Here is a 23,512-nt window from a genome sequence, read left to right as displayed (position 1 = left end):
CGATTTCGCCCAATCCTCGCGCGGTGCCGTCACCGCAGGCACTGGACGCCCCAACTACAGCCACAAATCGACCAGCTGTCGGACGTCGTTGTCCGTGGCTGACACGCGACCGAAAGACTTCGCCTAAAAACCGTCGCGTTTCGCCTGTCCGTGTTGGGAAGATCCTGACCCTTCGCAGGACAAGCTGTCCGGCAAATGACATTCGAGTCGGAGGGTCAATGGAACGCAGTGGCACTTTTCCGGGCGACGGGGCGGTTCCGGTAGACGTCATGGACGAAGCCGGGCTGGCCCCCGGTCGGGTGCAGGTCAGTCCACCCGAAATCGCGGGCGGTTTGCCGTGTTGTGCCCGGATCAAGACCCTGCAGGGTGAGCGGCGGGCAGGTGATCTGCGCCCCGGCGACCGCGTTCTGACACGCGACAACGGCTATCAACCCATGCGGTGGAGCGGACGCACGCCAAGTGGATCACCCGCCGTTGCCGCAATCCGCATGCGCAAAGGCGTGCTGGGACATGGCGTGCCGGAACGAGTCATGTTGGTCGCCCCGGGACAGCGCTTCGTGATTGGCGGCCCGCGTCTTCGCCACCTGCTTGGCCTGGCAGAGGCCACAGTGACGGCGGCGCAACTGACCAGACTGAAAGGGGTGGCCGCGCTTTACCATACCCCCGGCGTCCACGTTCAGATGCTGTTCGACCGGCATGAGGTACTGCTGGCTGAAGGGGTCTGGACGGAAAGCCTGCGATTGACGCCCGCTGTGCTGGCCCGCCTGCCCCGTGCCACACAGGATGCCTTGATCGCCGCAGGCCCCGCCCTGGCCGAAGACGGATCTGCGCCCCCGGCCCGTCCGCCTGTGCCGCCCGACCTTGTGCCGATCCTGCTGCGATCCGGCGACAGGCCCGATCTGGCCCGATCTGTGCTGACCGCTCAGGTCACGCGCGACCGGACCTGATACTTGGCATCCCGCCAGATCTCATCCCGCAGGATTTCTTCCATCACATCAACCGCCGCAATCACGTCGGCCTCATCAATGTAGAGCGGGGTAAAGCCAAAGCGCATGATGTCGGGCGCGCGGAAATCGCCGATCACGCCCCGGTCCGCCAGCGCCTGGACGGCTGCGTAGCCGTCCTTGAAGGCAAACGAGACTTGCGACCCGCGTTGCGTGCCGTCGCGCGGCGAGGCAAGGGTCAGCATCGGACAGCGCGCCTCGACCTCGGTGATGAACCGCTCACACAGCACGATAGAGGCCGCGCGCAGGTCGCCCATGTCGACGCCTTCCCAGACATCCAATGCCACGTCCAGCGCCGCCAGTTGCAAGATCGGCGGCGTGCCGACGCGCAATCGTTCGGTCGACATGGCAGGGCGGTATCCCGGTTCCATCGCAAAAGGCGCTGCATGACCCAGCCAGCCCGACAGCGCCGGTTCGATCGTCTCGACAATGTCAGGACGCGCATAGATAAAGGCCGGCGCCCCCGGCCCGCCGTTGAGGTATTTGTAGGTGCAGCCCACGGCAAATTCCGCCCCGCTGGCCGTCACATCCACCGGCACCGCACCCGCGCTATGGGCCAGATCCCAGACCATGATGGCCCCTACCGCATGGGCGCGCTCGGTGATCGCCTTCATGTCGTGCATCCGGCCAGAGCGGTAGTCGACCTGCGTCAGCATCACCACGGCGACCTCATCGGTGATCGCCTCTGCCACGTCCTCGGGCGCGGGGGTGCGCAATTCATACCCCTTGTCGATGGTGCCGATCAGCCCCTGCGCCATATAGAGATCGCTGGGAAAGTTGCCCGCATCGGACAGGATCACGCGCCGGTCGGGACGCATCTTTAGCGCCGCCGCCAAGGCCTGATAGACCTTGATCGACAGCGTGTCGCCGGTGGCCACCGCCCCCGCAGGCGCGCCGATCAGACGGCCGATGCGATCACCAACCTTGGCAGGCAGCGCCATCCATTCGGCGGTGTTCCACGCCCGGATCAGGTCCTGTCCCCATTCGGCAGTCATGACCTGCTGCATCCGCTCTGTCGCGCCTTTCGGCAGCGGACCCAGCGAATTGCCATCCAGATAGATCACGCCCTCGGGCAGGTGAAACAGCTCCTTGCGGGGCAGATTGGTCATAGCTCACCTCTCAGGTGCCAGAGTTCAGGGAAAAGTTCGACGCCCAGCATGCGCCGCAGATAGGCCACTCCAGAGGTGCCGCCGGTGCCGCGTTTGAACCCGATGACCCGTTCCACGGTCGTGACATGGTTAAAGCGCCAGCGGCGAAAGTAATCTTCGAGATCCATCAGCTTTTCGCCCAGTTCGTACAGCGTCCAGTAGGTCTCGATATCCTCATAGACCACCTTCCAGCGCGCCTGGATTTCCGGCACCGCCGCATGGGGGCTGTCCAGTTGCGGCGCGGGCATGGCGGACATGTCGCCATCAACCGCGCGAAACAGCAGCGCCACCACCTCATCGTAGAAACTGGGCCGGGCCAGTTCCGCCTCCAGCGCCGCGCGGATCTGCGGCAGATGTTCATGCGGCTTCATCATGTGGGTGTTGCGATTGCCAAGGATGTATTCGATTTGCCGGTACTGATACGACTGGAACCCGGAAGACGGGCCCAGCGTCTCACGAAAACGGGTGTAGTCGGCAGGCGTCATCGTCCGCAGCACGTCCCACTGGTTGTTGAGCTGTTCAAAGATGCGGCTCACACGGGCCAGCATCTTGAACATCGTGGTGGTGTCGTCGGACAACAGCGCATCGCGCGCCGCGCCCAGTTCATGGATCGCCAGTTTCATCCACAGTTCTGACGTTTGGTGCTGGATGATGAACAGCAATTCGTCATGCGCGTCGCTGAGACAGTGCTGCTGCCCCAGTAACGTATCGATCCGCAGATAGTCGCCATAGGACATGGCGTCGGCAAAGCCCATCTTCGCCCCGTCACGGGCGGGATCAAACGGGGCGGCGGGGCTGGTATCGTCGGGTGTCTGGGTCATATCGGCGGCACTCTTGTTCAGAATGCAGCGCCTTGGCAACCCGGCTGGGGCAACATATGGAATTCCACATGATAAGGATGTGCATCAAACGCCAGATTGGCCGCGCCTGTCCCGATGAAAAATGCACAGCAAAATCATGACCTTTTCCATCTGCAAAAACCGCCTCATCAATTTCGGGTCATTTGGCCCGATCCTTGACGATAACAGGGTACACAACGCTTGCCAGTATAGGCTCGACGACCGTTTGGTGGACGCGCGATGATGTTCACCGCGTCACTGGAACGGCTCGCCTCTGCTGATGCCAACGACTTCACCGAAATGCACAAGGTCAGGCAAACGTGGGCAGAGATTTGCGCCACGGACTTTGACCACTTTGACACGCTTTATGAGCTGATCATCGACGCAGGCGAAACGCTTTTGGGCGGGACGCAACGCCCCGCCCCCGCCCATAAGTTCACTCCGAAATCCGCCACAGTTTTCCTGACGACTGTATCCGACCGACGTTACCTGACTGGATCCGGTTCACGCCCTGCGATCCAGATACGCTTGGCACGGCACAACGAAAAAATCCTGTCGCTGATCCGCCAGATGACCGCAGTGGCAAAGCAGCAACCAGAGCTTGCTCAGCCGGTCGACGCCCTCATTTCGCTCTATTTCCATCATGCCTCGGCAACCGGTGACGGCAAGAAGCTATACGCAGGGGTGGTGCGCGTCCTTCCCGATGTCTTGATGTCTTTTCCCGAGCACTCCTTCTCGTTCACCCTCTATCTCCTTGCACAGGGCTCCGATGCCGCCAAAGACATCGGGCGAATTGTTACCTTTCATGTGGTCCAGCGCGGGGACGTGATGCACGACTTCTGTCAGGAGGTTGCAAATGGCACGATGGGTCTGACCAGCAGGTCAATCAAAGCGCGCTGGCAATTGGGTGCTGCAATTATGGGACCAGTTGCGCGTGCTGCGCGGGACCAGCGGCCCGACATCATCAATGATCTCGTGTCGGGATTTGTCCTGACCCCGCTCAAATGCAACCCAAGCCACCGCGAGGCAGAAATCGCGCGTTTGGAAGCCGAGCTTTCGCAACTGCGCGGTCGGGTCAGGAGGCTAGAGGAACGGCTCAAATCTCCAACGCCCATCACGGTACAAGACACCCCGCTGCTGTACGACATTTCGCGAGTGCAGAAGGAACTGGACCAAATCAAGACCGATTTTGAGGATTGGAAGGGCGAACACTGGAATGTGGCAGTCCGCCATATCGCGTCGCAGCCAGACAAACGCGCCACGCTAGAGGCGATCCAGACCGGACTGTCTCCGCTCCGGAACGATACGCTGGACCACCTTCTCTCCGACGTGGCGAAGTGAGCGTCAGCCTAATTCCGGTAAGGGCCGCGCTCTGGTTCCAGCCGAACGCTCGGTCTATGCTCAGGTTACCATTGGTAGACGTGATGAGTGAAAATGGACCCTGAAAAGCAAGGTGGCGAAGGCCCCGCCGCAGACGAAACCACGCATCGCGACATCAACCGGACCGTGATCGCCGATGTGCTCAACTGCTATGCGCATGGCGGCACGACGGAGCAGAGCGCCATCAGCGCCGGTGTGGATGTTGCCACCGCCTATAAAATAATTGCAGACGCCATCGCCGCGCAACAAGGCCCGGAATGACCTACTCCTATTGATTGGCGGCAACCGAAACACATCCGTTTTGCCATGGGCCTTGACCTGCACCCCGCCGGTCCCAAACTTGAACAGGTCGCGCACGGCCAACAACACGTCCGTTTTCAACGCAGGCAAAGCACGCAAAGGGCCGGTCAGGTTGGTTTTACGGATTAGATCACACGACGCGGACAGTTTTGGGCAACCTACGGAGCGGCGCGCGTGGCCCTGATCGACCACTGGTCTGGGCCGATGACTCAGGGCCCGTCCGGCCGCCCCAAGTGTTACCGAAAGGTAAAACCGCCTCTGCAACCCATTGATTTATAATGACCGACAGGCTGTCCACGCGTGGACAGCCTATTCTCTCTTAGCCGGCAGCTTGCGCCGCCAGCGCCGCCTCACGCATTTGGCTAAGGGTCCGACGCGGGGTCAGCGCCTCTTCGGAGATCACAAGATCCAGCACCGCCCCGGTGCCCGAGGCGCGGGCCCGCTCAAACGCCGCCGCAAAATCCTCGGTCCGCTCGACCCGCTCGCCATGAAAACCATAAGACCGCGCCAGCATGGCAAAGTCCGGGCTGACCATGTCTGTCCCGGACACCCGCCCCGGATAGTGCCGTTCCTGATGCGCGCGGATGGTGCCGTAGATGCCGTTGTTGAGGATCAATACAATCGGTTGCGCCCCCGCCTGCGCCGCTGTCGCCAGCTCTTGCAGGTTCATCTGGAAATCGCCGTCGCCCGCGAAACAGACCGCCATGCGATCCGGGCATGCCACCCGCGCCGCGATGGCTGCGGGCAGTCCGTACCCCATCGCACCCGACTGCGGCGCCAGCAGGCGCGCCTTGGGGCCGAATTTGAAGAATTTGTTCGGCCAGACGGAAAAGTTGCCCGCGCCGTTGGTCAGGATCACATCGTCGGGCAGAACCTGCGTCAGGTGGCGCATGACCGTCCCCATATCGACGGGTGAGGGTTGCGCCGGGGCATCAAGGCTGGCCTCGAAGTCTGCCCGCGCCTGCGCGCGCCAATCCTCCCAGCCGCCCTTGACCGGGGTCAGTGCCTTGGCAAAGGCGTTCGGCCCCGCCTGTATGCCCAGCGCGGGGACATAGATCTTGCCGATTTCCGCATCCGAGGCATGCACATGGATCAGCTTTTGCCGAGGTTCCGGCACCTCCAGCAGCGTGTAGGCATCGGTGGTCATCTCGCCAAAGCGCACGTTGATGGCCAGAATGGTGTCCGCCTCGGTCAGCAGGCGGCGGGCGTGCGGCGGCATCCCCACCCCGGCCTCTCCGGCGAAGACCGCCGAGTGATTGTCGAACTGGTCCTGATAGCGAAAGGCCGCAATAACCGGAATGCCAGAAGCCTCGGCAAAGGATTGCAGGGCTGCCGCGCCCTCATCGGTCCAATTGGTCCCGCCCATCAGGATCAGCGGGCGGCTGGACCCGCTTAGCAGCGCCGACACATCCGCCACGGTCGCGGCATCCGTCGATGGCTCCCGGACGACAGAGGCACCGGTGATCGGCGCCGCCACTGTCATGTCGGTCAGCATGTCCTCTGGCAAGGCGATCACCACCGGGCCGGGACGGCCTGTGGTGGCAGTCTTCCAGGCGCGGGCAAGGATTTCCGGGACGCGGTCCACATCGTCGATCTCCACCGCCCATTTCGCCATGGAGCCAAAGACCGCCCGGTAGTCGATTTCCTGAAAGGCCTCGCGCCCCTTCATGTCGGTGCCCACCTGCCCAACAAAGATCAGCATCGGCGTGCTGTCCTGCATCGCGGTGTGAATCCCGATCGAGGCATTGGTCACACCCGGACCGCGCGTGACAAAACAAATACCCGGACTGTTTGTCAGCTTGCCCCATGCGGCGGACATGAAGGCCGCGCCGCCCTCATTCCGGCACAGCACGAAATCCAGCTTTCCGCCGGTGTCATGCAGCGCATCCAGCACCGCCAGATAGCTTTCGCCCGGAACGCCGAAGCCCTTTGTCGCACCCAATGCGATCAAGCAATCGACCAAAAGTTGCCCGCCGTTGCGTATCATGTCGAATATCCCCGAAGATGGTGTGGTACCGGCACGGCCCGGTGCATTGCCGTTTTGTAGCGGCAAGCGCCGGACGATGAAACCCAAAGCGCCAGACCCAGGCGGCACAGAATGGAGAAAACCGCATGTCAGGAACCCGACCGGGCGTCATCAAACGGCTGTGGCAAGACGCACCATGGCTGACCGGGGCGTTTGTCTTGGCTCTTGTCTGCACGCTTTTCTTTGCGGGCCGTTTTGTGACCGGCGCGATTTACTGGGCCGACCCGGCGCACCGCGATGTGCCGCCCGCCTCCTGGATGACGCCGCGGTATGTTGCGCATTCGTGGCGACTGCCGCCGGACATGGTGGCCGATACTCTGGCCCTGCCGCGTGACGGCACGGGCGGGCGGTTCACGCTTGGCCAGCTGGCGGCTGACCGGGACGTGCCTGTGGACACGCTGATCGCCGAACTGGAAGCCGCAATTGCACGCCACCGCGAGGCCCACCCGTGACCGACACGCTGTTTGCCCTTGTATCGACTTATGGTCTCTGGGTTGTCGCCGGATCGGCGTTTCTGTCCTGCCTGGCCGTTCCGATCCCGACAGCGGTGATCATGCTGGCCGCCGGAGGGTTTTCGGCGGCGGGCGATCTGGTGTTCTGGCAGGTTCTGGGCACCGCCTGGGTGGCCGCCGTTGCCGGCGATCAAACAGGGTTTCACATCGGGCGCTGGGGCGGCCCGCCGCTGATCGACGCCATCGCCCGGCGCACAGGCCGCCACAAGCTGATCGGACAGGCGCGCGAAACGGTCCAGCACTGGGGCGGGATTGGCGTGTTCCTGTCGACCTGGCTATTTGCGCCGCTGGGCCCATGGGTCAACCTGATCGCCGGGGCGGCGCGGCTGGAACGCTGGCGGTTCACGATCTGGGACGTGGCCGGAGAGACAATCTGGGTCACGGCCTATGTGACGCTTGGCTTTGCCTTTGGCAGCCGGCTTGAGGAACTGACGGCTATCGTCACGGATTGGTCGGGCATGATTGTCTCTGGTGCCATGACCGTGGCCCTCGCCGCACTGCTGGTCCTCAGATTGCGCAAGATCCGCAAGGCACGGTGACGCGACGGCCCCAATGGGCAAAACTCCTGACAAACTATTGTAAAGGTTTAATTTAACTCGGCCCAAGCGACATGTTTTCGTCCAGTTTCGAACACCGCCCGGACCGCATTTGCTGATGATTTGACGGTATCCGCCGCGCAGCGCCCCCCGTTTGACACAAATCGCGGGCGGCTCTCGTCAGCCAGGAGGACCCGGAATGACGCATCAGTCGAAGATCCAGGCTTCTGAAGCCTCGCAGCATGTGGGCGACGGGTTGCCCCCCGGCACGCCCCTGTGCAACGGGCAATATATCGTCGACAAATACCTGAATGCCGGCGGGTTCGGGATCACCTATCTGGCGCGCGACAGCCTGGGCCGCCGCGTTGTCATCAAGGAATGTTTTCCCAACGCCATCTGCTGTCGCGCCGGTGAGGCCGTGCGCCTGCGATCGCAGACCTTCGATGTGGATTTCAGCCGCGCGGTCGAATTGTTCCAGAAAGAGGCGCGCGCGCTGGCGCATCTGCAACACCCCAACATCGTCGGCGTTCACCAGATTTTCGAGGCCAATGGCACCGCCTACATGGCGCTGGATTTTGTCGAGGGGACCGATCTGTTCGACATGATCGACTACAGTCCCAACGCCCTGACCCCCGAGGCGATCCGCGAATTGGCGGTGATCCTGTTGCAGGCGTTGGGCTATGTGCATCGCAACGGCATTCTGCACCGCGACATTTCCCCTGACAATATCCTGCTGGACACGATGGGCACACCTGTCCTGATCGATTTCGGCGCGGCACGGCAGGGGGCCAGTCAGGCCAGCCGCGTGTTGTCGCGCGTGCATACGGTCAAGGACGGGTATTCACCGCAAGAGTTCTATATCGCGGGCAGCGCACAGTCACGGTCCAGTGACCTCTACGCGCTGGCCGCAACCTTTGTGCATCTGATCGAGGGGCACCCGCCGCCCAACAGCAGCCTGCGGCTGGCCGCTGTGGCAGAACAAAAACCAGACCCCTATCGCCCCCTGCTGGGGCGATTTCCGGCGCAGGATCAGCGCCTGCTGGCGGCGATCGACAGATGCCTGAACCTGTTTGCCAAGGACCGTCTGCAAAGCGCGGACGCGTGGCTTGACGCGCTGTCGGGACGTCAGGCCACAGCGGCTGTGGCCCCACCCGCAGCGACAAGCACCCGGCCGCCAAAAAATGACCAAGATGACCCCGAGATCGAGTCGAAGATTGCCGAACTTGTGGCCAGCAACCATCAGGCCATCAAGGCGGATTCAGCGCATGCCACGGCCTCCGAGACCCAAGCCCGGACAACGGCCCCGGACCCGGACTCGGAAAAGCGCGCGGCAGAGCGCGCATACTGGGCCATCCTGAACGAGGATCCCGCCGATTGGGCCCCCCAAACGGTCCCCGAACCTGCGCTGGCAAGCTCGCGGATCGAAACACCTACCGCCCCGATACGGCGCCAGCGCCTTTTCTCGTTGAGTGCCCTGCTCCCCTGGCCGTCGCGCAGCGCGCGCGACGACATCCGGACAAACGTTTGAGAAAAGGTGAATTGAAATGCAGGGCATCAGGAATCTGATTGCAAGACGACGTCCCGTTTCGGACCCTGCCCCCGAGACCAACCCCGAACCGCAGGTCGATCCGTGGGAAGAGTTGCACGCGCGTGTCGCCACGACCCCGGGCCTTCGGACCTTTGACAAAGACAGCGCCCGCGCTGCGCGTGACCACATACCCAGGCCAGAGCGACCGCAGCCCTCGCCCCGCCGGGAATGGGAACCGTCCGGTTCAGACCCGGAGTGCGCTTTCCCGACAGAACCCGGTCCGGCAACCCTGGATGATTGCAGTGTCGATCGCCTTGACGGTTCCGCCGTCGAGCCCCTCTCCGCGACCCGCACCGGTGGCGCCCCAAAGATCTGGGATCTGGAACCTTCGGCCCCCGCAGCCGCCCCCGTCCATTCCGGCGTGTCAGGCGCGCTGCACACAGACCCCGCCGCCGCGCCATCACCGCTTGCGCTCAGCGCCGCCGGGCTGGCCGCGTCCCCAGACCACGCCGCGCGCCCAGCCTCTGAACGGGTCAAGACACGGCTTCTGGGCTTTCACACCGAAGCGGTCGGCCCCGACCCCTTTGCCGCCCCCGCAGCCAGCGGCACGGCCAGCGCGCCGCGCTTTCCGATTGGCTGGATCGTCGTCATCGACGGCCCCGGCCGTGGCGCATCCTTTACCCTGACGGCGGGTCTGTCGACCGTCGGACGCGACGCGGACCAGACCGTCACGCTGGATTTCGGCGACACCAGCATCTCGCGTGAGCGGCATATCTCTATCGCCCATGACGACGAGGACAGCCGGACCTACATCGGCCACGGCGGCAAGAGCAACATCGTGCGCCACAATGACAGGCCGCTTTTGACCACCGAGGAACTCAGCGACGGTGACACGGTCAGGATTGGCAAGACCGTACTGCGCTTTGTCGGGCTGTGCGGCGACGGGTTTTCCTGGGTCGACACCGATGCGCCGGTGAGCGGAAATGACTGACCTGGTGGCGGAGGCCGCCAGCGGCCAGTACATCGGCGCCCGCAGTCGGCAAGAAGACGCGGTGATCGCGCAATTTCCGCAAGGCGACATGCCGGGGGTTGCCGTGTTGTCGGACGGCATGGGCGGACATGACGACGGGGATTTGGCGGGTCGCATCCTGGCCAGCGAGATGTTCGGCGAGATGTACCTTGCAGCGGCCCGCCCGGACCGATGCTCAGACACGCAGGGAGAGGTTTTTCGCGCCGCGCTGGAGCGGACAAACGCACGTCTGAAACAGCACATTGACGCCGGATACATCAGTGCCGACACCGGCGGCACGTTGGTTTGCGTCACCGTAGAGGGGCGCGCCCTGCGCTGGATGTCGGTCGGCGACAGCCCGCTTTACCTGTTCCGCGACGGTCAGTTGAAGCAGTTGAACCAACTGCATTCCATGGCCATCCAACTGGATCTGATGGTGAAAAATGGCGCGATGGAGGCCAGCGCCGCCGCGCAACACCCGCATCGCCATTGCCTGACCTCTGCCGTGACAGGTGGTCAAGTCCCGCACGTCGACTGTCCGGCCGATGCCCTGACGCTTGAACCCGGCGATACCGTCGTTCTGGCCAGCGACGGGTTGAATGTCCTGTCGGAGACAGAAATCGCCCTGACCCTCCGGCGCACCGCCCGCAAGGGTAGCATGGCGATGACCCGCGCGCTGCTGGACGCGGTCTGCATACACAAGGCCCCGCAACAGGACAACGTCACGCTGGTCGTGATTCATGTGGCACCTGTGGTGTCCCCATCGCTGTCCGGCGCGCGGATCGCATCGCAGTTGGCTGGGCTGGCCCGGCATCTCTTTCCGATCCGCAGCCGAGCGCTGCGCGCCGAGGGCCGGAGGGCGGGTCCGTGACAGATCAGGACACACTCAGGTCGGCGACACTCACGGAACTAGCGGCCTTGCAGCAACGCGGCGGGCTGGCCGCGCGGGCCGGGGCGACCTGCGCATCGCTGCTGGAAAAATTGCACAGGCCGGTTCGGATCGGCCTGTTTGGCTTGCCCGGGTCCGGAAAGCGGCGCGTACTACACGCTCTGACCGGGTTTGCCATGGCCGACGACCCGGCTTGGTCCCCAACCCTGGAGGTTACCCATGGCCCGCAGCCCACAACCACGGCCATGCTGGCGGATGGCAGCAGGCTTGAGGCTGTCGGCCTGCCGGACACGGCCCTTTTGGCGCAGCAGCCGGTCTTTATGCAGGTAACATCCCCCGACAGAACACTGGCGGGACGTTGTGTTCTGCTTGTCTCGACCGAGGCGTGCGCCGAGGATCTGCAGGCCGGTCTGACATGGGCCGCGCCCCGTGTTGACATCGCGCTGTGGTGTACGGCGGATTGGTCAGAGGCGGAACGGCACACCTGGCACGCCGCCCCGGACAGCCTGCGCAATCACGCGATCCTGTTTGTCACCGGGGCCGCCCAGGTGGGATGTGATCCGGCGACAAATGGGTTTGAGGCCCGGTTCAGCAGCACCGGTCAGGTGGGGGCAGTCGGGTTTTCGGACCTGACCACCTATTTGGACCAAACCATCAAAGACGCCTGCCTGCACGATATTCATGCCGCGCAGATGTTTCTGCAACGCAACGGCGCACCGCCCGTGCGGCCCGTGCGGCCATCGCCGACAGAGACCAGCGCACCGTCAGCAGCGGACACCCCAGCTGCCATCGTCCCGCATCCTGCAATGCGCACCGTAGCACCGCAGAGGCCGCCCGAAGCCATTGACGAACTGGCACGGCTGTTTCAGGCGGTCCGCACGTCTGCCGGGGATATGATGCTCAGGCTGCACGATGGCGCCGCAAACGACGCCGACAGCCTCCTGATGCAGTTCGAACAGATTTTCGAGGCTCTGGCCGACCGGGTGGCCGGTGACAACGCCCTGCAAGAGACCTGGCCCGATCTGGCCACGCAAGTGACCGAGGCCCACGACCTGGCCCTGCTGTTGCGGATAGAGGGCGGCGCAGAGCAATTGGGCGACGCCGCACAACTGCTGCTGCAGGTCCGCCACGATATTCAGGAACGGCTGGCCGCCTGAAAGCGCAACACACATGGAACGTTCGCACAAACAACATGAGGCATCGCAGATGACATCGCAGGCCCCCGCAACGCCCAAGGACCGGCCCGCGTTGAGTGCGTTTTCCGGGCTTGGCGCATTGGCCACCCGCCTTGGCGCACTGGATACGTCACTGGTCGATCTGGCCGGGTGCGACGAGGAGTCGATTGCCCATCAGGCGCGCGAATTGCGCCGCCAGCTGCGCGGCTTCGAGCCTTCCGTGACGCTGATCGGTCAGGTGAAGGCGGGCAAGACAACGCTTGTGAACGCGCTCACCGGCTGGCCCGATCTGCTGCCTGCCGACGTCAATCCGTGGACCTCTGTCGTCACCTCACTGCACATGCAACCGCAGATGCGCCCGCAGGACCGCAGATCGTCGTTCCGTTTCTTCACCAATGACGAATGGGACAATCTGATCCGTCAGGGCGGCCGTGTCGGAGAGATCGCCGCCCGCGCCGGTGCAGAGGATGAGTTGGAAAAGGTCCGCGCGCAACTGGATGAGATGCGCGAGAAATCAAAGGCACGGCTTGGGCGCAAGTTCCAGATGCTGCTGGGCCAGACCCACGATTACGAAACTTTCGACAAGGCGCTGATCCAGCGATACGTCTGCCTTGGTGACGATTTCTGGGAGGAGGCCGACGGCAGCCCCGATCAGGGCCGTTTTGCCGATATCACCAAATCCGCCGATCTGTGGTTTGCCGGGCCGGACCTGCCGTTGCCCCTGTGCCTACGCGATACGCCGGGGGTGAACGACACCTTCATGATCCGCGAACAGATCACCATCAACGCGCTGCGCGGCAGCCGCCTGTGTGTGGTGGTCCTGTCGGCGCAACAGGCGCTGTCGTCGGTGGACCTTGGGCTGATCCGGCTGATTTCCAACGTCAAGGCGCGTGAGGTGATCATCTTTGTCAACCGCATCGACGAACTGGCTGACCCGGTGCAGGCGGTGCCGCAAATCCGCGCCAGCATTGTCGAGACCCTGCGCAAGTTCGACGGGCCGCAAGAGGCCGAGATCCTGTTTGGCAGCGGCTATTGGGCCCATCACGCGGTCGCGGGCAGCTTTGCCGAACTGGGCGCAGCCAGCGCGCAGGCACTTGTATCCTGGGCCGAGACGCATGTGACCGGCGCATTGGCGCAATTGTCCCCGCGTGAGATTATCTGGCATCTGTCCGGGCTGCGCGCGCTGGGAGATGCCATTGCAGAGCGGATCGACAAGGGCCCCGGCGCGCGTCTGGAAGAGTCGCTTGCGGTGGCGCTGGGAAACCTGCGCACGGGGTTGGCGGCAAGGCCACAGCCTGCCGACAAGGGCCACACCGCGCAGCGACAGTTGAAAATTTCGCCGCAGGATCTGGTTCAGCAGTTCGACCAGATCGAGGACCGCGCCTGCGCCGCTCTCGAATCCGGGCTGGACAAGGTTCAACACAGTTTTTCCGGGCGCACCGACAATGCCCGCCGCGCCTTTTTGGGCCGGGCAACCGGGTCGCTGGTCAAGCACCTGGAACAGTTCGGCGAGGCCGAGATCTGGACCTATGATCCCTCCGGCCTGCGGATGCTGCTGCGCAGCGCCTACAAGGTCTTTGCCCAGGGCGCTGGCAAGACCGGCACAGAGGTTCTGACAACCGCCGCCAGCGACATCAATGCGCTGTACCAGCACGCCTTCGGTCTGGCCTCTGACGGGCCGTCCATTGCGCCGCCGCCCCTGCCCGCCGTGCCAGCGCCGATCAGCCTTGGCCAGACCATCGCGCTTGACCTGCGGGGCAGTTGGTGGGCGCGGTTCTGGCGTCGGCAGCGCGGGTATGAGGCCTTTTCCGAGGATTTCGCCCGGCTGATCCATGAAGAGACAAGGCCGGTTGTGGACACGCTGCACCACCAATGTGCCGCCCCCTTTGCACAGGCCTTGCGTCAGACCCTTGCCGACTTTGTTCAGGGGCAGCGCGACATAATCCTTGGCCTGGCGCAACAGGGTGCCGCCCCGCCCTCTGTCGACCTGCGCCCCACCGCCCCCGAGAACCACCTCAAGAGGTCAGCCCGATGACACAAGAGCCCCCGACCGTCGCCAAACCCCGCAAACCGCGAGTCGCCCTGATGGGCGAATTCAGCGCCGGAAAGAGCACGCTGGCGAACCTGCTGCTGGGGCAGGACAGCTCTCCGGTGCAGGTAACTGCGACCCAACTGCCGCCGGTCTGGTACAGGCAGGGTGCGCCAGAGGCGCAGCGCATCACCATTGACGGTGCGTCGGCGCCATTGCCAATGGACGACTGGTCGCAGGTGCAGCCCGACGACACGCGCATGATCTCTGTCGGGCTGGAGGCAGACATCCTGCACGCCTGCGACCTGATCGACATGCCCGGCACCGCCGACCCCAACATGGCCCCGGATTTCTGGTCGCGTTTCCTGCCGGAGGTCGATCTTGCGATCTGGTGCACCCCCGCCAATCAGGCGTGGCGACAATCAGAGGCCGCCCTGTGGGAACAGGTGCCGCCGCTGCTCTGGACCAAGAGCCTGCTGCTGGTCACCCGCATCGACCAGATGCAGACCGAACGTGATCGTGCCCGGGTGATGGCCCGTGTCCGGGGCGAGGCCGGGGCACTGTTTCGGGACGTATTGCCGATCTCGTTGACCGGCGCACTGGCAGGACGCGACGACCAGGAGGTGCTGGCCGCGACAGGCGCCGCCGCGCTGGTAGAGTTCCTGTGCCATGCGCTCGAAGGGCTGGACACCCCCTACCCGCGCAATGCAGCGTCTGCCAATTCGGCCCGCCCGAAATCCCAGCCCGTCCCTGCCGCCGCCAGCGCCGTCCGCCCCGGTCGGGTTGTGCCGCGCCGGATCACCCGCAGCAAATCCCGGGGCCATCACGAGGGGTCGGAAAACAGGCCGGCCTGAGCCGTATTTCGGTCCGGACTTATTATCGGTCGTAAGGTGAAATTAACCCACGGCGGGCCATGACTGGGGTGTGAGGGCGGCCCCATGACCCATGACGATCTTTCCCGGTATCGCGCCGGTATAGCCTGTTGCGAACTCTTGATGCTTGTCGATCTGTCGACGAGCACGGTGCTGATGTCCGACAGCGATGTTCATTTCGGTCAGGAACGGCTGGATCACTTCTGCGATCTGGCGCGATCTGTATTTTCCGGTACTTTTGCCGCGACAGGCACCGCCATCCTGTCCGGACCCACCGGCAGCCGGGTCTTTGTGCAATCACCCGACGACGCGGAAGAGATGATTTGCGGATTGTTCGGACCGGCGGCAAACCTTGGTGCGGCCTGCGCAGCCGGTGCCGACCTTTTTCAACGGGACCGCATGGCATGACCGCGGATGGGTTGCCCGCCGAACTTGGCACCATCCTGTCCAGAGCGGCAGCACTGGGCACCGGCCCACGAAGGATCATCCCCGCAACGTCGGAAGAGGCGCTCGGCGCTGTGCTGGATGCGGTCGCGGCCTGCATCTTGCCGCGCATACTGACAATCTCGGACGAAACCGGCCTGCTGCTTGCGCTGGAGGCTGCGGCCGGGAACCTGATCCAACTGGTCGACGCTTCGGACGCGTTGCGAACAGGGTCTGCGGACCTGATGAGTCGTCCGTTGCGACCCGCAGATCTGGGGCCGGTTGCCGCGTTCCTTTCAAGGGCGTTTCCGGGTGAGCAGGTCATCACGTTTTCGACCTCGGCACCACAGTCCGCGCCAGATCCGGCGCACGCAGGGCTGACCTGCCCGGCAATCCTGCACTGTTTGGGTCTGACCCCGTTCGACCTTGCCGTGCCCGACCGCCTGGCCTGTCTGATCGAGGCCGCGGACGAGGTACTGATCGCGATTTGCCGTCCCGGCCAGGCACCTCTTGCGATCCAACCGGGGCAAACCCTTGCCGACGATGTGCGCGCCTTTGCGGACTGCGTTTTCGACGGTCTTGGAGATCATAACAACATATTGCAAGAAAACGAAATTCTGTTCTTCACCCCCAAGGCCAACCCAGATCTGGCACTCGGACTGATCCTCTCTCAGGCCGGTCCGGTGGCCTTGATCTTTGTGGCCGACTGCCTGCCAGAGATCGCGGCCTATTGGGCCAACATGGCCAATACCCCCCTGTTCTGCGACCCGGCCTGACGGGCCACGACTCCACGATCTGGCAACACAATCCCCCACGCCTGCCTTGACACCGGGTGCCGATAGTCACCGCCCATGCATACCGCCTCCGGTTGACCCGACGACGCGCCTTTCGCTGTTGAGAAAAGCCTTTGCAACGGCGAACAACTCAGGCACGCTTTGCCAAAATCATCAAACCAAGGGGAGAACCATGAAAATTCGTTCCGCGATTATTCCTATGCTGTTGTCAACCACGCTGGTCACTGCAGCCTATGCCGCCGACGTCCCTGAAGGCACGCAGCTTGCAGCCACGCAGGTCTTTACCTACCGGGTGCTGGATGAGTTTTCGTCGTTCGACCCGCAGGTTGTCGAGGATGTGAACGGCTCCGAGGTTGTGCGCGACCTGTTCGAAGGGCTGTACAACCAGAACGCCGAAGGCGAAATCGTGCCCGGCGTCGCCCTCAGCCACACGGTGAGCGAAGACAACAAGACCTACACCTTTACCCTGCGCGACGATGCCAAATGGTCGGACGGCACCCCCGTCACTGCCGGTGATTTTGTCTACGCATGGCAGCGCGCGGTCGAGCCCGAACTGGCCTCGCCCTATGCGTGGTACATGGAACTGATGTCGATCGAGAACGGCGCCGCCATCATCGCGGGCGAAAAGCCGATCACCGATCTGGGCGTCTCGGCCCCCGACGATCACACGCTGGTTGTGCAACTGTCGCAGCCACTGCCCTATTTCGCCAAGATGGTCAGCCATGCGACCACCTTTCCCTCGCCCAAATGGGTGATCGACGAGCACGGGTCCGAATGGACACGGCCCGAAAACATCGTCACCAACGGTGCCTATGTCCTGACCGAACACGTCCCCAAGGAACGCTCTGTGCGTGAGCGCAACGAGATGTACTGGGACAACGACAAGACCGTGCTCGACAAGGTCGTGACGCTGGTCATCGGCGATGACGCGCAGGGCCTGACCCGCTGGCGCGCCGGTGAGGTCGACAAGACCGAGATTCCGTCCGGCCAGTACCCGACCCTGAAAGAAGAGTTCCCGACAGAGGCCTATGCCCTGCCGCGCCTGTGCAACTACTACATGACCTTCAACGTCAAGAACGGGCCAGAGCCGTTCCAGGACGTGCGCGTGCGTCAGGCGCTGTCCTACGCGCTGGACCGCGACGTAATCGTGGATCGCGTGCTGCAAGGTGGCCAGTTTTCGGCCTATACCTTTACCCCCGGTGCCACCGACGGGTTCGAGATCCCCGAGGTTGCCTATGCCAACATGACCCAGGCCGAGCGGGACGCGAAGGCCAAGGACCTGCTGGCCGAGGCAGGCTATGGCCCGGACGGCGAAAAACTGTCGTTCACCTATCTCTACAACACCTCGGAGTCGCATCAGCAGATCGCCATCGTTGCCAGCCAGATGTGGAAGCAAAAGCTGGGCGTCGAGGTGACGCTGGAAAATCAGGAGTGGAAGGTTTTCCTTGAGACCCGTGGCAACCAGAACTTTGAACTGGCGCGCGGGGCATGGTGTGGCGACTATAACGAGGCGTCCACCTTCCTTGACCTGCTGACCTCGCAGTCGGGCTATAACGACGGCAAGTTCAGCAACGCCCGCGTGGATGAGTTGATGGCAGAGGCGAAATCCTCGCAGGACACCAATCCGCTGTATGCCGAGGTCGAGGCGATCCTTGCCGACGAGATGCCGGTGATCCCGATCTATCACTATTCGACCAACATCATGTTGAGCGATTCGATCCAGGGCTGGCCGATCAACAACGTCGAACAGACCTGGTACGCAAAAGATCTGTACAAGGTCGCCGAGTAAGCACGACAGCGCCATCTGGCGACCCACCGCCCCGGACGTGATCCGGGGCCTCTGCCCTGTCGCCGATCCGGGGTCTTTTGCTGCTGGCAAGAGGCCCCGGGTCAGGCCCGGGACGGGGTTTCGCGCCCGACGCGCTTTGCACTGGACCCTTCATGTTCAACTACACCCTGCGCCGCATTCTGACGGTTGTTCCGACGCTGCTGGTGCTGATCATCTTTTCCTTCTACCTGATGCGACTGGCCCCCGGCGGGCCTTTCACCTCGGAAAAACCCTTGCCGCCTGCGGTGATGAAGAACGTGCTGGAACGCTACGGGATGGATCAACCGCTGTATGTCCAGCTTTGGACCTACATCAAGAATATCGTCTTCCACTTCGATTTCGGCCCCAGCTTTAGCCAAAAGGACCGGACGGTAAACGATGTGATCGCCCAAGGGTTTCCGGTAACGCTCACCTATGGTTTCTGGTCGGCAGTTTTTGTTCTGGTACTGGGCATCCCACTGGGGATCGTAGCGGCCCTACGGCACAACAGCTTCTGGGACTATACGATGACGGGCCTGGCCATCTTCAGCCAGATCTTTCCGAATTTCGTCCTCGCGCCGATCCTTGTGCTGCTGTTCACCCTCTCCTGGGGGTTGCTGCCGGGCGGCGGCTGGAACGGCGGGCAATGGGAATACATCATCATGCCGGCGATTGCGCTAGGGACATCCTATATGGCCGGTGTCGCGCGCCTGACGCGCGGGTCCATGCTTGAGGTGTTGAACGCGCCCTTTATCCTGACGGCCCGGTCCAAGGGGCTGCCCGAACGCACCATCATCTGGCGGCATGCACTGAAACCTGCGCTGCTGCCGACGCTGACCTACATGGGGCCGGTTTTTGTCTACATGATCACCGGATCGGTCTTTATCGACGTGTTCTTTTCGACCGGCGGGATCGGGCAGGATTTCATCGACGGCGCCTATAGCCGCGATTACGCGATGCTGTTGGGGCTAGCGGTGCTGTACAGCCTGCTGACCTTTACGCTGAACCTATTGCTTGACCTCATGTACGCCTGGATCGACCCCAAGGTGCGGAGCAACCTGTGACAGACGCAAAGAAACGCCTGAATTCCCAAGAGTTCGCCCAAACCGTCTCTGAGGAGATGATCACGTCGCGGTCCTTCTGGGCCGACGCACGCCGCCGTTTCCTGGGCCATCGCCTGGCGGTGTTTTCCATCTTCATGTTGCTGGCCCTGTTGCTGTTTGCCATCTTTGGCCATGCCTTTGCCCAGTGGAGCTATGAAGAGATCGACTGGAACGTGCTGGGCCGGATCAAGACCGAGGGTGGACCGAACTGGGAAAACGGTCACTACTTTGGCGTTGATGAACTGGGCCGCGACCTGTTTGCCCGCGTGGTCCAAGGGTCGCGCACCTCGCTGATGGTGGGCTTTGTCGCCGGGCCGCTGGCGGTGCTGCTGGGGGCGACGCTGGGCGCGCTGGCGGGCTACTTTGGCGGCCGGCTGGACCAATTCATCGTCGGGTTCTACACCATCTGGATCTCGATCCCCTACATCATCTTCTTTGTGGTCTGGCAGGCGTTCTTTGGACGGTCGCTGACGCAGATGATCCTTGTCATCATCCTTGTGAACTGGACCGCCGGTCTGCTGATCGTGCGCGGTCAGGTCATGATGCTGAAGAACCGCGAATTCGTCGATGCCGCGCGGATGCTGGGGATGAGCGATTTTGCCATTATCTTCAAACACCTTGCCCCCAACATCCTCTGGGTGATCGTGATCTACACCTCGATTGTCATCCCAGAAGTCATCATGGCCGAAAGCCTGGTGTCCTTTCTGGGCGTCGGCATTCAGGAACCAAATACCAGCTGGGGCGCTCTGATCTCAGAGGGGGCCAAGACCATGACGTTCGGCACGCTCTGGCAGCTGGGCTATCCCGCCGCCTTTTTCGTGATCGCGCAGGTGTCACTGTACTACATCGGCGATGGATTGCGCGACGCCCTCGACCCCAAGGATCGCCGATGACCCTGCTGTCCGTAAAGAACCTCAAGATCCGTTTCCGCTCGGGCGACGGCAAGATCCACGCGGTCAACGATGTCAGCTTTGACATGGCGCAGGGGCAGAAACTGGCACTGGTTGGCGAAAGCGGATCGGGCAAAAGCCAGATCGCGCTGGCCATCATGGGGCTGCTGGCCCGCAACGCCGAGGTGGAGGGCGAAATCCTCTACGACGGGCGGAATCTGCTGGACTTGTCCAGGTCCGAGCTGAACCGTCTGCGTGCCAAGGAAATTGCGCTGATCTTTCAGGACCCGATGAGTTCCCTGAACCCCTACATGACCATCGAACGCCAGTTGGGAGAGGTCGTGGAACTGCACGAAGGCGCCAGCCGCAGCGCCGCACGCAAACGCGCGCTGGACGTCATGGACGCGGTCAAGATCCCGGATGCGAAGAACCGGCTCAAGGCCTATCCGCATGAGTTTTCGGGCGGGATGCGGCAGCGGATCGTGATTGCCATGGCGCTGATCTGCAAGCCGCGCCTGATCCTTGCCGATGAGCCGACCACCGCGTTGGACGTGACCGTCCAGGCGCAGATCATGGCGTTGCTGGACGACATCCAGCGGGACATGGGCACCGCCGTTCTGCTGATCACCCATGACCTTGGCGTGGTTGCGGGCTTCTGTGAGGACACCATGGTCCTTTACGGGGGTCGCATGATGGAGGCGGCACCGACGCTGTCGCTGTTCGATGCGCCGGGGCATCCCTATACCCGTGGGCTGTTGCGCGCCGTGCCCCGGATCACCGAGGACGACGCAGAGCTGTCGGCGATCCCCGGCAGCCCGCCTAACCAGACCGGGGCGCCCACAGCCTGCCCCTTTGCGCCGCGCTGCGTTGATGCGATTGCCGAATGCCACCGCATCTTGCCTACAATGCAGGACGGGCGCGCCTGCATCCGTCCGGTAGAGGAATTGACATGACCGACCCGCTGCTTTCCGTCCGCGATCTGCATGTGACCTTTCCACACCGGCAGGGACAGCGGTTCCCTTGGTCGCCGCCGGGACGGCTGCACGCGGTCAACGGCGTCAGCTTTGACTTGATGCCCGGCAAGGTGCTGGGCGTTGTGGGCGAATCCGGCTGCGGCAAATCCACGCTGGTGCGCGCGATAGCCGGGTTGGGGCCGCGCGACAATGGTATTGTTGCGCTGAACGGTGAACAGATCGATTATCGCCGCCGGGCCGAAATGCAGCGCCTGCGCCGTGTGATGCAGATGATCTTTCAGGATCCGATGGCCTCTCTCAACCCGCGCATGACCATCCGTGAAATCGTGGCAGAGCCGTTGATCTACTTCCGCCCCGAGTTTTCCGCAAAGGAGCGGCGACAAAAGGTGATCGAGATGCTCGACCGCGTCGGCATCCCGCAGCGTAACATGAACCGCTTTCCGCATGAGTTTTCCGGCGGCCAGTGCCAGCGCATCGGCATTGCTCGGGCGCTGATTGCCCGACCGCAGATCCTGCTGTGTGATGAGCCGGTCTCGGCGCTTGACGTGTCTATTCAGGCACAGGTGATCAATCTGCTCAAGGACTTGCAAGCCGAAATGGGGCTGACGCTGATCTTTGTGGCGCATGATCTGGGCGTGGTGCGTCACATCTCGGACGACATCCTGGTGATGTACATGGGCGGTATGATGGAGATGGCCCCGGCGCGCGATCTGGTCCACGATCCCCGCCACCCCTACACGCAGGCGCTGTTGTCGGCGGTGCCGGTCCCGGACCCGCGCGTCCGCACCCAACCGCAACTGCTGACCGGCGATCTGCCCAGCCCGATGAACCTGCCCAAGGGCTGCCTGTTCCAGTCGCGCTGCCCGAAACGCTTTGCCGATTGCGCCCGCATCCGTCCACCGCTGGTGGCCCGCGACGGTCGCCAGGTGGCCTGCCTGCTGGAAGGCGCAACCGAACCAGCCTGATGCGCCGACCTTGCCGCGACAAGGAACCGGTGACATCTGAATCGGAAAACGGAGATTCAGAATATATTAGCGGCCATTGAGGAGCGCGCCATGACCGATTTGTACCTGAGCATTTCCGATCAACCCGACACCGTTCTTGATGCAATTGCTGCCTCCATGGACGACCGGGCCAAAGATCCTGCCATGCAGGAAATCTGCGCCGCGTACATGGGTAAACTGCCGAAACCGGGTGCCCGGGTGTTGGAAGTCGGCTGTGGAAATGGCGCCAGCACAGAGTCGCTGCTACGATCCATCAGCCCGGCACACCTGACCGCGGTCGACCCCGCCGAAGGATTTCTGGCCCGGGCGCGCGCGCGGTTCGCAGATCGATCCAACCTCTGCTTTGCCATCGGAGATGCGGTGAACACGCAACAACCGGATGCGATGTTTGACGTCGTCGTGGCGCACACGGTCTATTCCCACCTGCCCGACCCCCGCGCCGCCCTTGCAGAGGCATTTCGGGTGCTCAAACCCGGTGGAACGCTGGCAATCTTCGACGGCGATTATGCAACAAACTCTGTCGCGTTGTTTGACGGCGACCCGCTGCAAACCGCCATGACCGCGACCCAACGTAACCTGATCCACGACCCATATATCATGCGCAGGTTGCCTCGCATGATGGTAGACGCGGGTTTTGCCGACCCCGCGACGGCGGCGCATGGCTTTGTCCAGACCCGGGATCCCGCCTACATGCAATCTCTGATTGCTCGGGGCGTGGCGGCTGCGGCCAAGGCAGGCGATTGCGGGACTGACCTGTCTGAGGCCCTTGTGGCAGAGGCCGCACGGCGCGCCGCCAATAGGAGTTTCTACGGTGCCATTCTGTTCATCAGCGCAATCACCACAAAGCCGATCTGACCTGCGTCACCGAGCGTATGCGCCCCCTTGACGTGATGGACGACGGTCCGGCGATCAATCGCCGGACCGTTGGTCTCAAAGCGCGACCTTCGCCTCACCTCAGGTCGTCGGGGAGCAGGTCGTCTGGCATGTTCTGGTAGCAGACGGGTCGGAGGAATCTGCGGATGGCCATGGTGCCGACGGAGGTTGCGCCGAAGTTGGTGGAGGCGGGGTAGGGTCCGCCGTGGACCATGGTGTCGCAGACCTCGACGCCGGTGGGAAAGCCGTTGACCAAGAGGCGTCCGGCCTTGCGTTCCAGCACCGGCATCAGGCGGCGGGCGAGGTCCGTGTCGCCCGCGTCCATGTGCAGCGTGCAGGTCAGCTGACCCTCAAATCCGCGCGCCAGTTGGTCCATCTCGTCGGCGCCAGAGACCCG

Annotated in this window: 22 protein-coding genes and 1 pseudogene; 19 read left to right on the top strand and 4 right to left on the bottom strand. The window is 63.0% G+C overall.

Going from position 1 to position 23,512, the window contains the following annotated elements; translation table 11 throughout:
- Window positions 1–218 precede the first annotated feature (218 nt).
- On the top strand, window positions 219–947 hold the full coding sequence (locus CHB90_RS18470; RefSeq protein WP_089279330.1) for a Hint domain-containing protein: 729 nt from the start codon (window positions 219–221) through the stop codon (window positions 945–947).
- On the opposite strand, the gene kynU is transcribed toward CHB90_RS18470, so the two are convergent.
- Both kynU and CHB90_RS18460 read right to left on the bottom strand, forming a co-directional pair.
- Window positions 923–2,113 (bottom strand): kynureninase, encoded by a 1,191-nt coding sequence (gene kynU / locus CHB90_RS18465; RefSeq protein ID WP_089279329.1) that lies wholly within the window; start codon window positions 2,111–2,113, stop codon window positions 923–925. The two genes, CHB90_RS18470 and kynU, sit on opposite strands and share 25 nt — an antisense overlap.
- Window positions 2,110–2,973: a tryptophan 2,3-dioxygenase gene (locus CHB90_RS18460; RefSeq protein WP_089279328.1), complete on the bottom strand. Its 864-nt coding sequence runs from the start codon at window positions 2,971–2,973 to the stop codon at window positions 2,110–2,112. Before CHB90_RS18460 ends, kynU begins: the two co-directional genes overlap by 4 nt.
- Window positions 2,974–3,231: 258 nt before the next feature.
- Between CHB90_RS18460 and CHB90_RS18455 the strand changes: the two genes are divergently transcribed.
- Window positions 3,232–4,332, top strand: a complete 1,101-nt coding sequence (locus CHB90_RS18455) for a hypothetical protein (RefSeq protein ID WP_089279327.1) — start codon at window positions 3,232–3,234, stop codon at window positions 4,330–4,332.
- A 93-nt stretch (window positions 4,333–4,425) separates the two neighbouring features.
- A complete protein-coding gene (locus CHB90_RS18450; RefSeq protein ID WP_089279326.1) occupies window positions 4,426–4,632 on the top strand; it encodes a hypothetical protein in 207 nt (68 codons plus the stop codon).
- Between the two features lie 358 nt (window positions 4,633–4,990).
- On the opposite strand, the gene CHB90_RS18445 is transcribed toward CHB90_RS18450, so the two are convergent.
- Window positions 4,991–6,658, bottom strand: coding sequence for a thiamine pyrophosphate-dependent enzyme (locus CHB90_RS18445; RefSeq protein ID WP_089279325.1), 1,668 nt, complete (start codon window positions 6,656–6,658; stop codon window positions 4,991–4,993).
- 125 nt (window positions 6,659–6,783) lie between these two features.
- Between CHB90_RS18445 and CHB90_RS18440 the strand changes: the two genes are divergently transcribed.
- The 16 genes from CHB90_RS18440 (at window position 6,784) to CHB90_RS18365 (ending at window position 23,097) form a co-directional block, all read left to right on the top strand.
- Complete coding sequence (locus CHB90_RS18440) at window positions 6,784–7,149, top strand: hypothetical protein (protein ID WP_089279324.1); 366 nt, start codon at window positions 6,784–6,786, stop codon at window positions 7,147–7,149.
- Window positions 7,146–7,748, top strand: a complete 603-nt coding sequence (locus CHB90_RS18435) for a DedA family protein (protein WP_089279323.1) — start codon at window positions 7,146–7,148, stop codon at window positions 7,746–7,748. Before CHB90_RS18440 ends, CHB90_RS18435 begins: the two co-directional genes overlap by 4 nt.
- 196 nt (window positions 7,749–7,944) lie before the next feature.
- Window positions 7,945–9,273, top strand: a complete 1,329-nt coding sequence (locus CHB90_RS18430) for a serine/threonine-protein kinase (RefSeq protein WP_089279322.1) — start codon at window positions 7,945–7,947, stop codon at window positions 9,271–9,273.
- 16 nt (window positions 9,274–9,289) lie between these two features.
- Window positions 9,290–10,264, top strand: coding sequence for an FHA domain-containing protein (locus CHB90_RS18425; protein ID WP_089279321.1), 975 nt, complete (start codon window positions 9,290–9,292; stop codon window positions 10,262–10,264).
- Window positions 10,257–11,153 carry a PP2C family protein-serine/threonine phosphatase gene (locus tag CHB90_RS18420; RefSeq protein WP_089279320.1) on the top strand — a complete coding sequence of 299 codons (897 nt, stop codon included), beginning with the start codon at window positions 10,257–10,259 and terminating at the stop codon, window positions 11,151–11,153. Before CHB90_RS18425 ends, CHB90_RS18420 begins: the two co-directional genes overlap by 8 nt.
- Window positions 11,150–12,328 (top strand): hypothetical protein, encoded by a 1,179-nt coding sequence (locus CHB90_RS18415; protein WP_141135925.1) that lies wholly within the window; start codon window positions 11,150–11,152, stop codon window positions 12,326–12,328. Before CHB90_RS18420 ends, CHB90_RS18415 begins: the two co-directional genes overlap by 4 nt.
- A gap of 49 nt (window positions 12,329–12,377) precedes the next feature.
- On the top strand, window positions 12,378–14,381 hold the full coding sequence (locus CHB90_RS18410; protein WP_170941109.1) for a dynamin family protein: 2,004 nt from the start codon (window positions 12,378–12,380) through the stop codon (window positions 14,379–14,381).
- Window positions 14,378–15,229 (top strand): dynamin family protein, encoded by an 852-nt coding sequence (locus tag CHB90_RS18405; RefSeq protein WP_089279317.1) that lies wholly within the window; start codon window positions 14,378–14,380, stop codon window positions 15,227–15,229. The genes CHB90_RS18410 and CHB90_RS18405 overlap by 4 nt, the downstream gene beginning before the upstream one ends.
- 84 nt (window positions 15,230–15,313) lie before the next feature.
- Window positions 15,314–15,655 carry a hypothetical protein gene (locus CHB90_RS18400; RefSeq protein ID WP_089279316.1) on the top strand — a complete coding sequence of 114 codons (342 nt, stop codon included), beginning with the start codon at window positions 15,314–15,316 and terminating at the stop codon, window positions 15,653–15,655.
- The gene (locus CHB90_RS18395; protein ID WP_089279315.1) at window positions 15,652–16,446 is read left to right on the top strand and encodes a hypothetical protein; all 795 of its coding nucleotides are present in this window, start codon (window positions 15,652–15,654) and stop codon (window positions 16,444–16,446) included. The genes CHB90_RS18400 and CHB90_RS18395 overlap by 4 nt, the downstream gene beginning before the upstream one ends.
- Window positions 16,447–16,636: 190 nt before the next feature.
- The gene (locus tag CHB90_RS18390) at window positions 16,637–18,253 is read left to right on the top strand and encodes a peptide ABC transporter substrate-binding protein (RefSeq protein ID WP_089279314.1); all 1,617 of its coding nucleotides are present in this window, start codon (window positions 16,637–16,639) and stop codon (window positions 18,251–18,253) included.
- 152 nt (window positions 18,254–18,405) lie between these two features.
- Window positions 18,406–19,335 (top strand): ABC transporter permease subunit, encoded by a 930-nt coding sequence (locus CHB90_RS18385; RefSeq protein ID WP_089279313.1) that lies wholly within the window; start codon window positions 18,406–18,408, stop codon window positions 19,333–19,335.
- Entirely contained in the window at window positions 19,332–20,267 is a 936-nt protein-coding gene (locus CHB90_RS18380) for an ABC transporter permease (RefSeq protein ID WP_245823297.1), read from the top strand. Before CHB90_RS18385 ends, CHB90_RS18380 begins: the two co-directional genes overlap by 4 nt.
- Entirely contained in the window at window positions 20,264–21,217 is a 954-nt protein-coding gene (locus CHB90_RS18375) for an ABC transporter ATP-binding protein (protein WP_089279312.1), read from the top strand. Before CHB90_RS18380 ends, CHB90_RS18375 begins: the two co-directional genes overlap by 4 nt.
- Complete coding sequence (locus tag CHB90_RS18370; protein WP_089279311.1) at window positions 21,214–22,203, top strand: ABC transporter ATP-binding protein; 990 nt, start codon at window positions 21,214–21,216, stop codon at window positions 22,201–22,203. Before CHB90_RS18375 ends, CHB90_RS18370 begins: the two co-directional genes overlap by 4 nt.
- A 90-nt stretch (window positions 22,204–22,293) precedes the next feature.
- On the top strand, window positions 22,294–23,097 hold the full coding sequence (locus tag CHB90_RS18365) for a methyltransferase domain-containing protein (RefSeq protein WP_089279310.1): 804 nt from the start codon (window positions 22,294–22,296) through the stop codon (window positions 23,095–23,097).
- A gap of 94 nt (window positions 23,098–23,191) precedes the next feature.
- Here the strand turns inward: CHB90_RS18365 and CHB90_RS18360 are convergent.
- Window positions 23,192–23,512, bottom strand: a pseudogene (locus CHB90_RS18360) (aldehyde dehydrogenase (NADP(+))); the annotation flags it as partial.

Origin of the sequence: Antarctobacter heliothermus (assembly GCF_900188425.1) — a bacterium.
Lineage (GTDB): Bacteria > Pseudomonadota > Alphaproteobacteria > Rhodobacterales > Rhodobacteraceae > Antarctobacter > Antarctobacter heliothermus.
The sequence above is the reverse complement of the archived record's forward strand: the minus strand, read 5'-3'. Positions and strand labels throughout refer to the sequence as shown.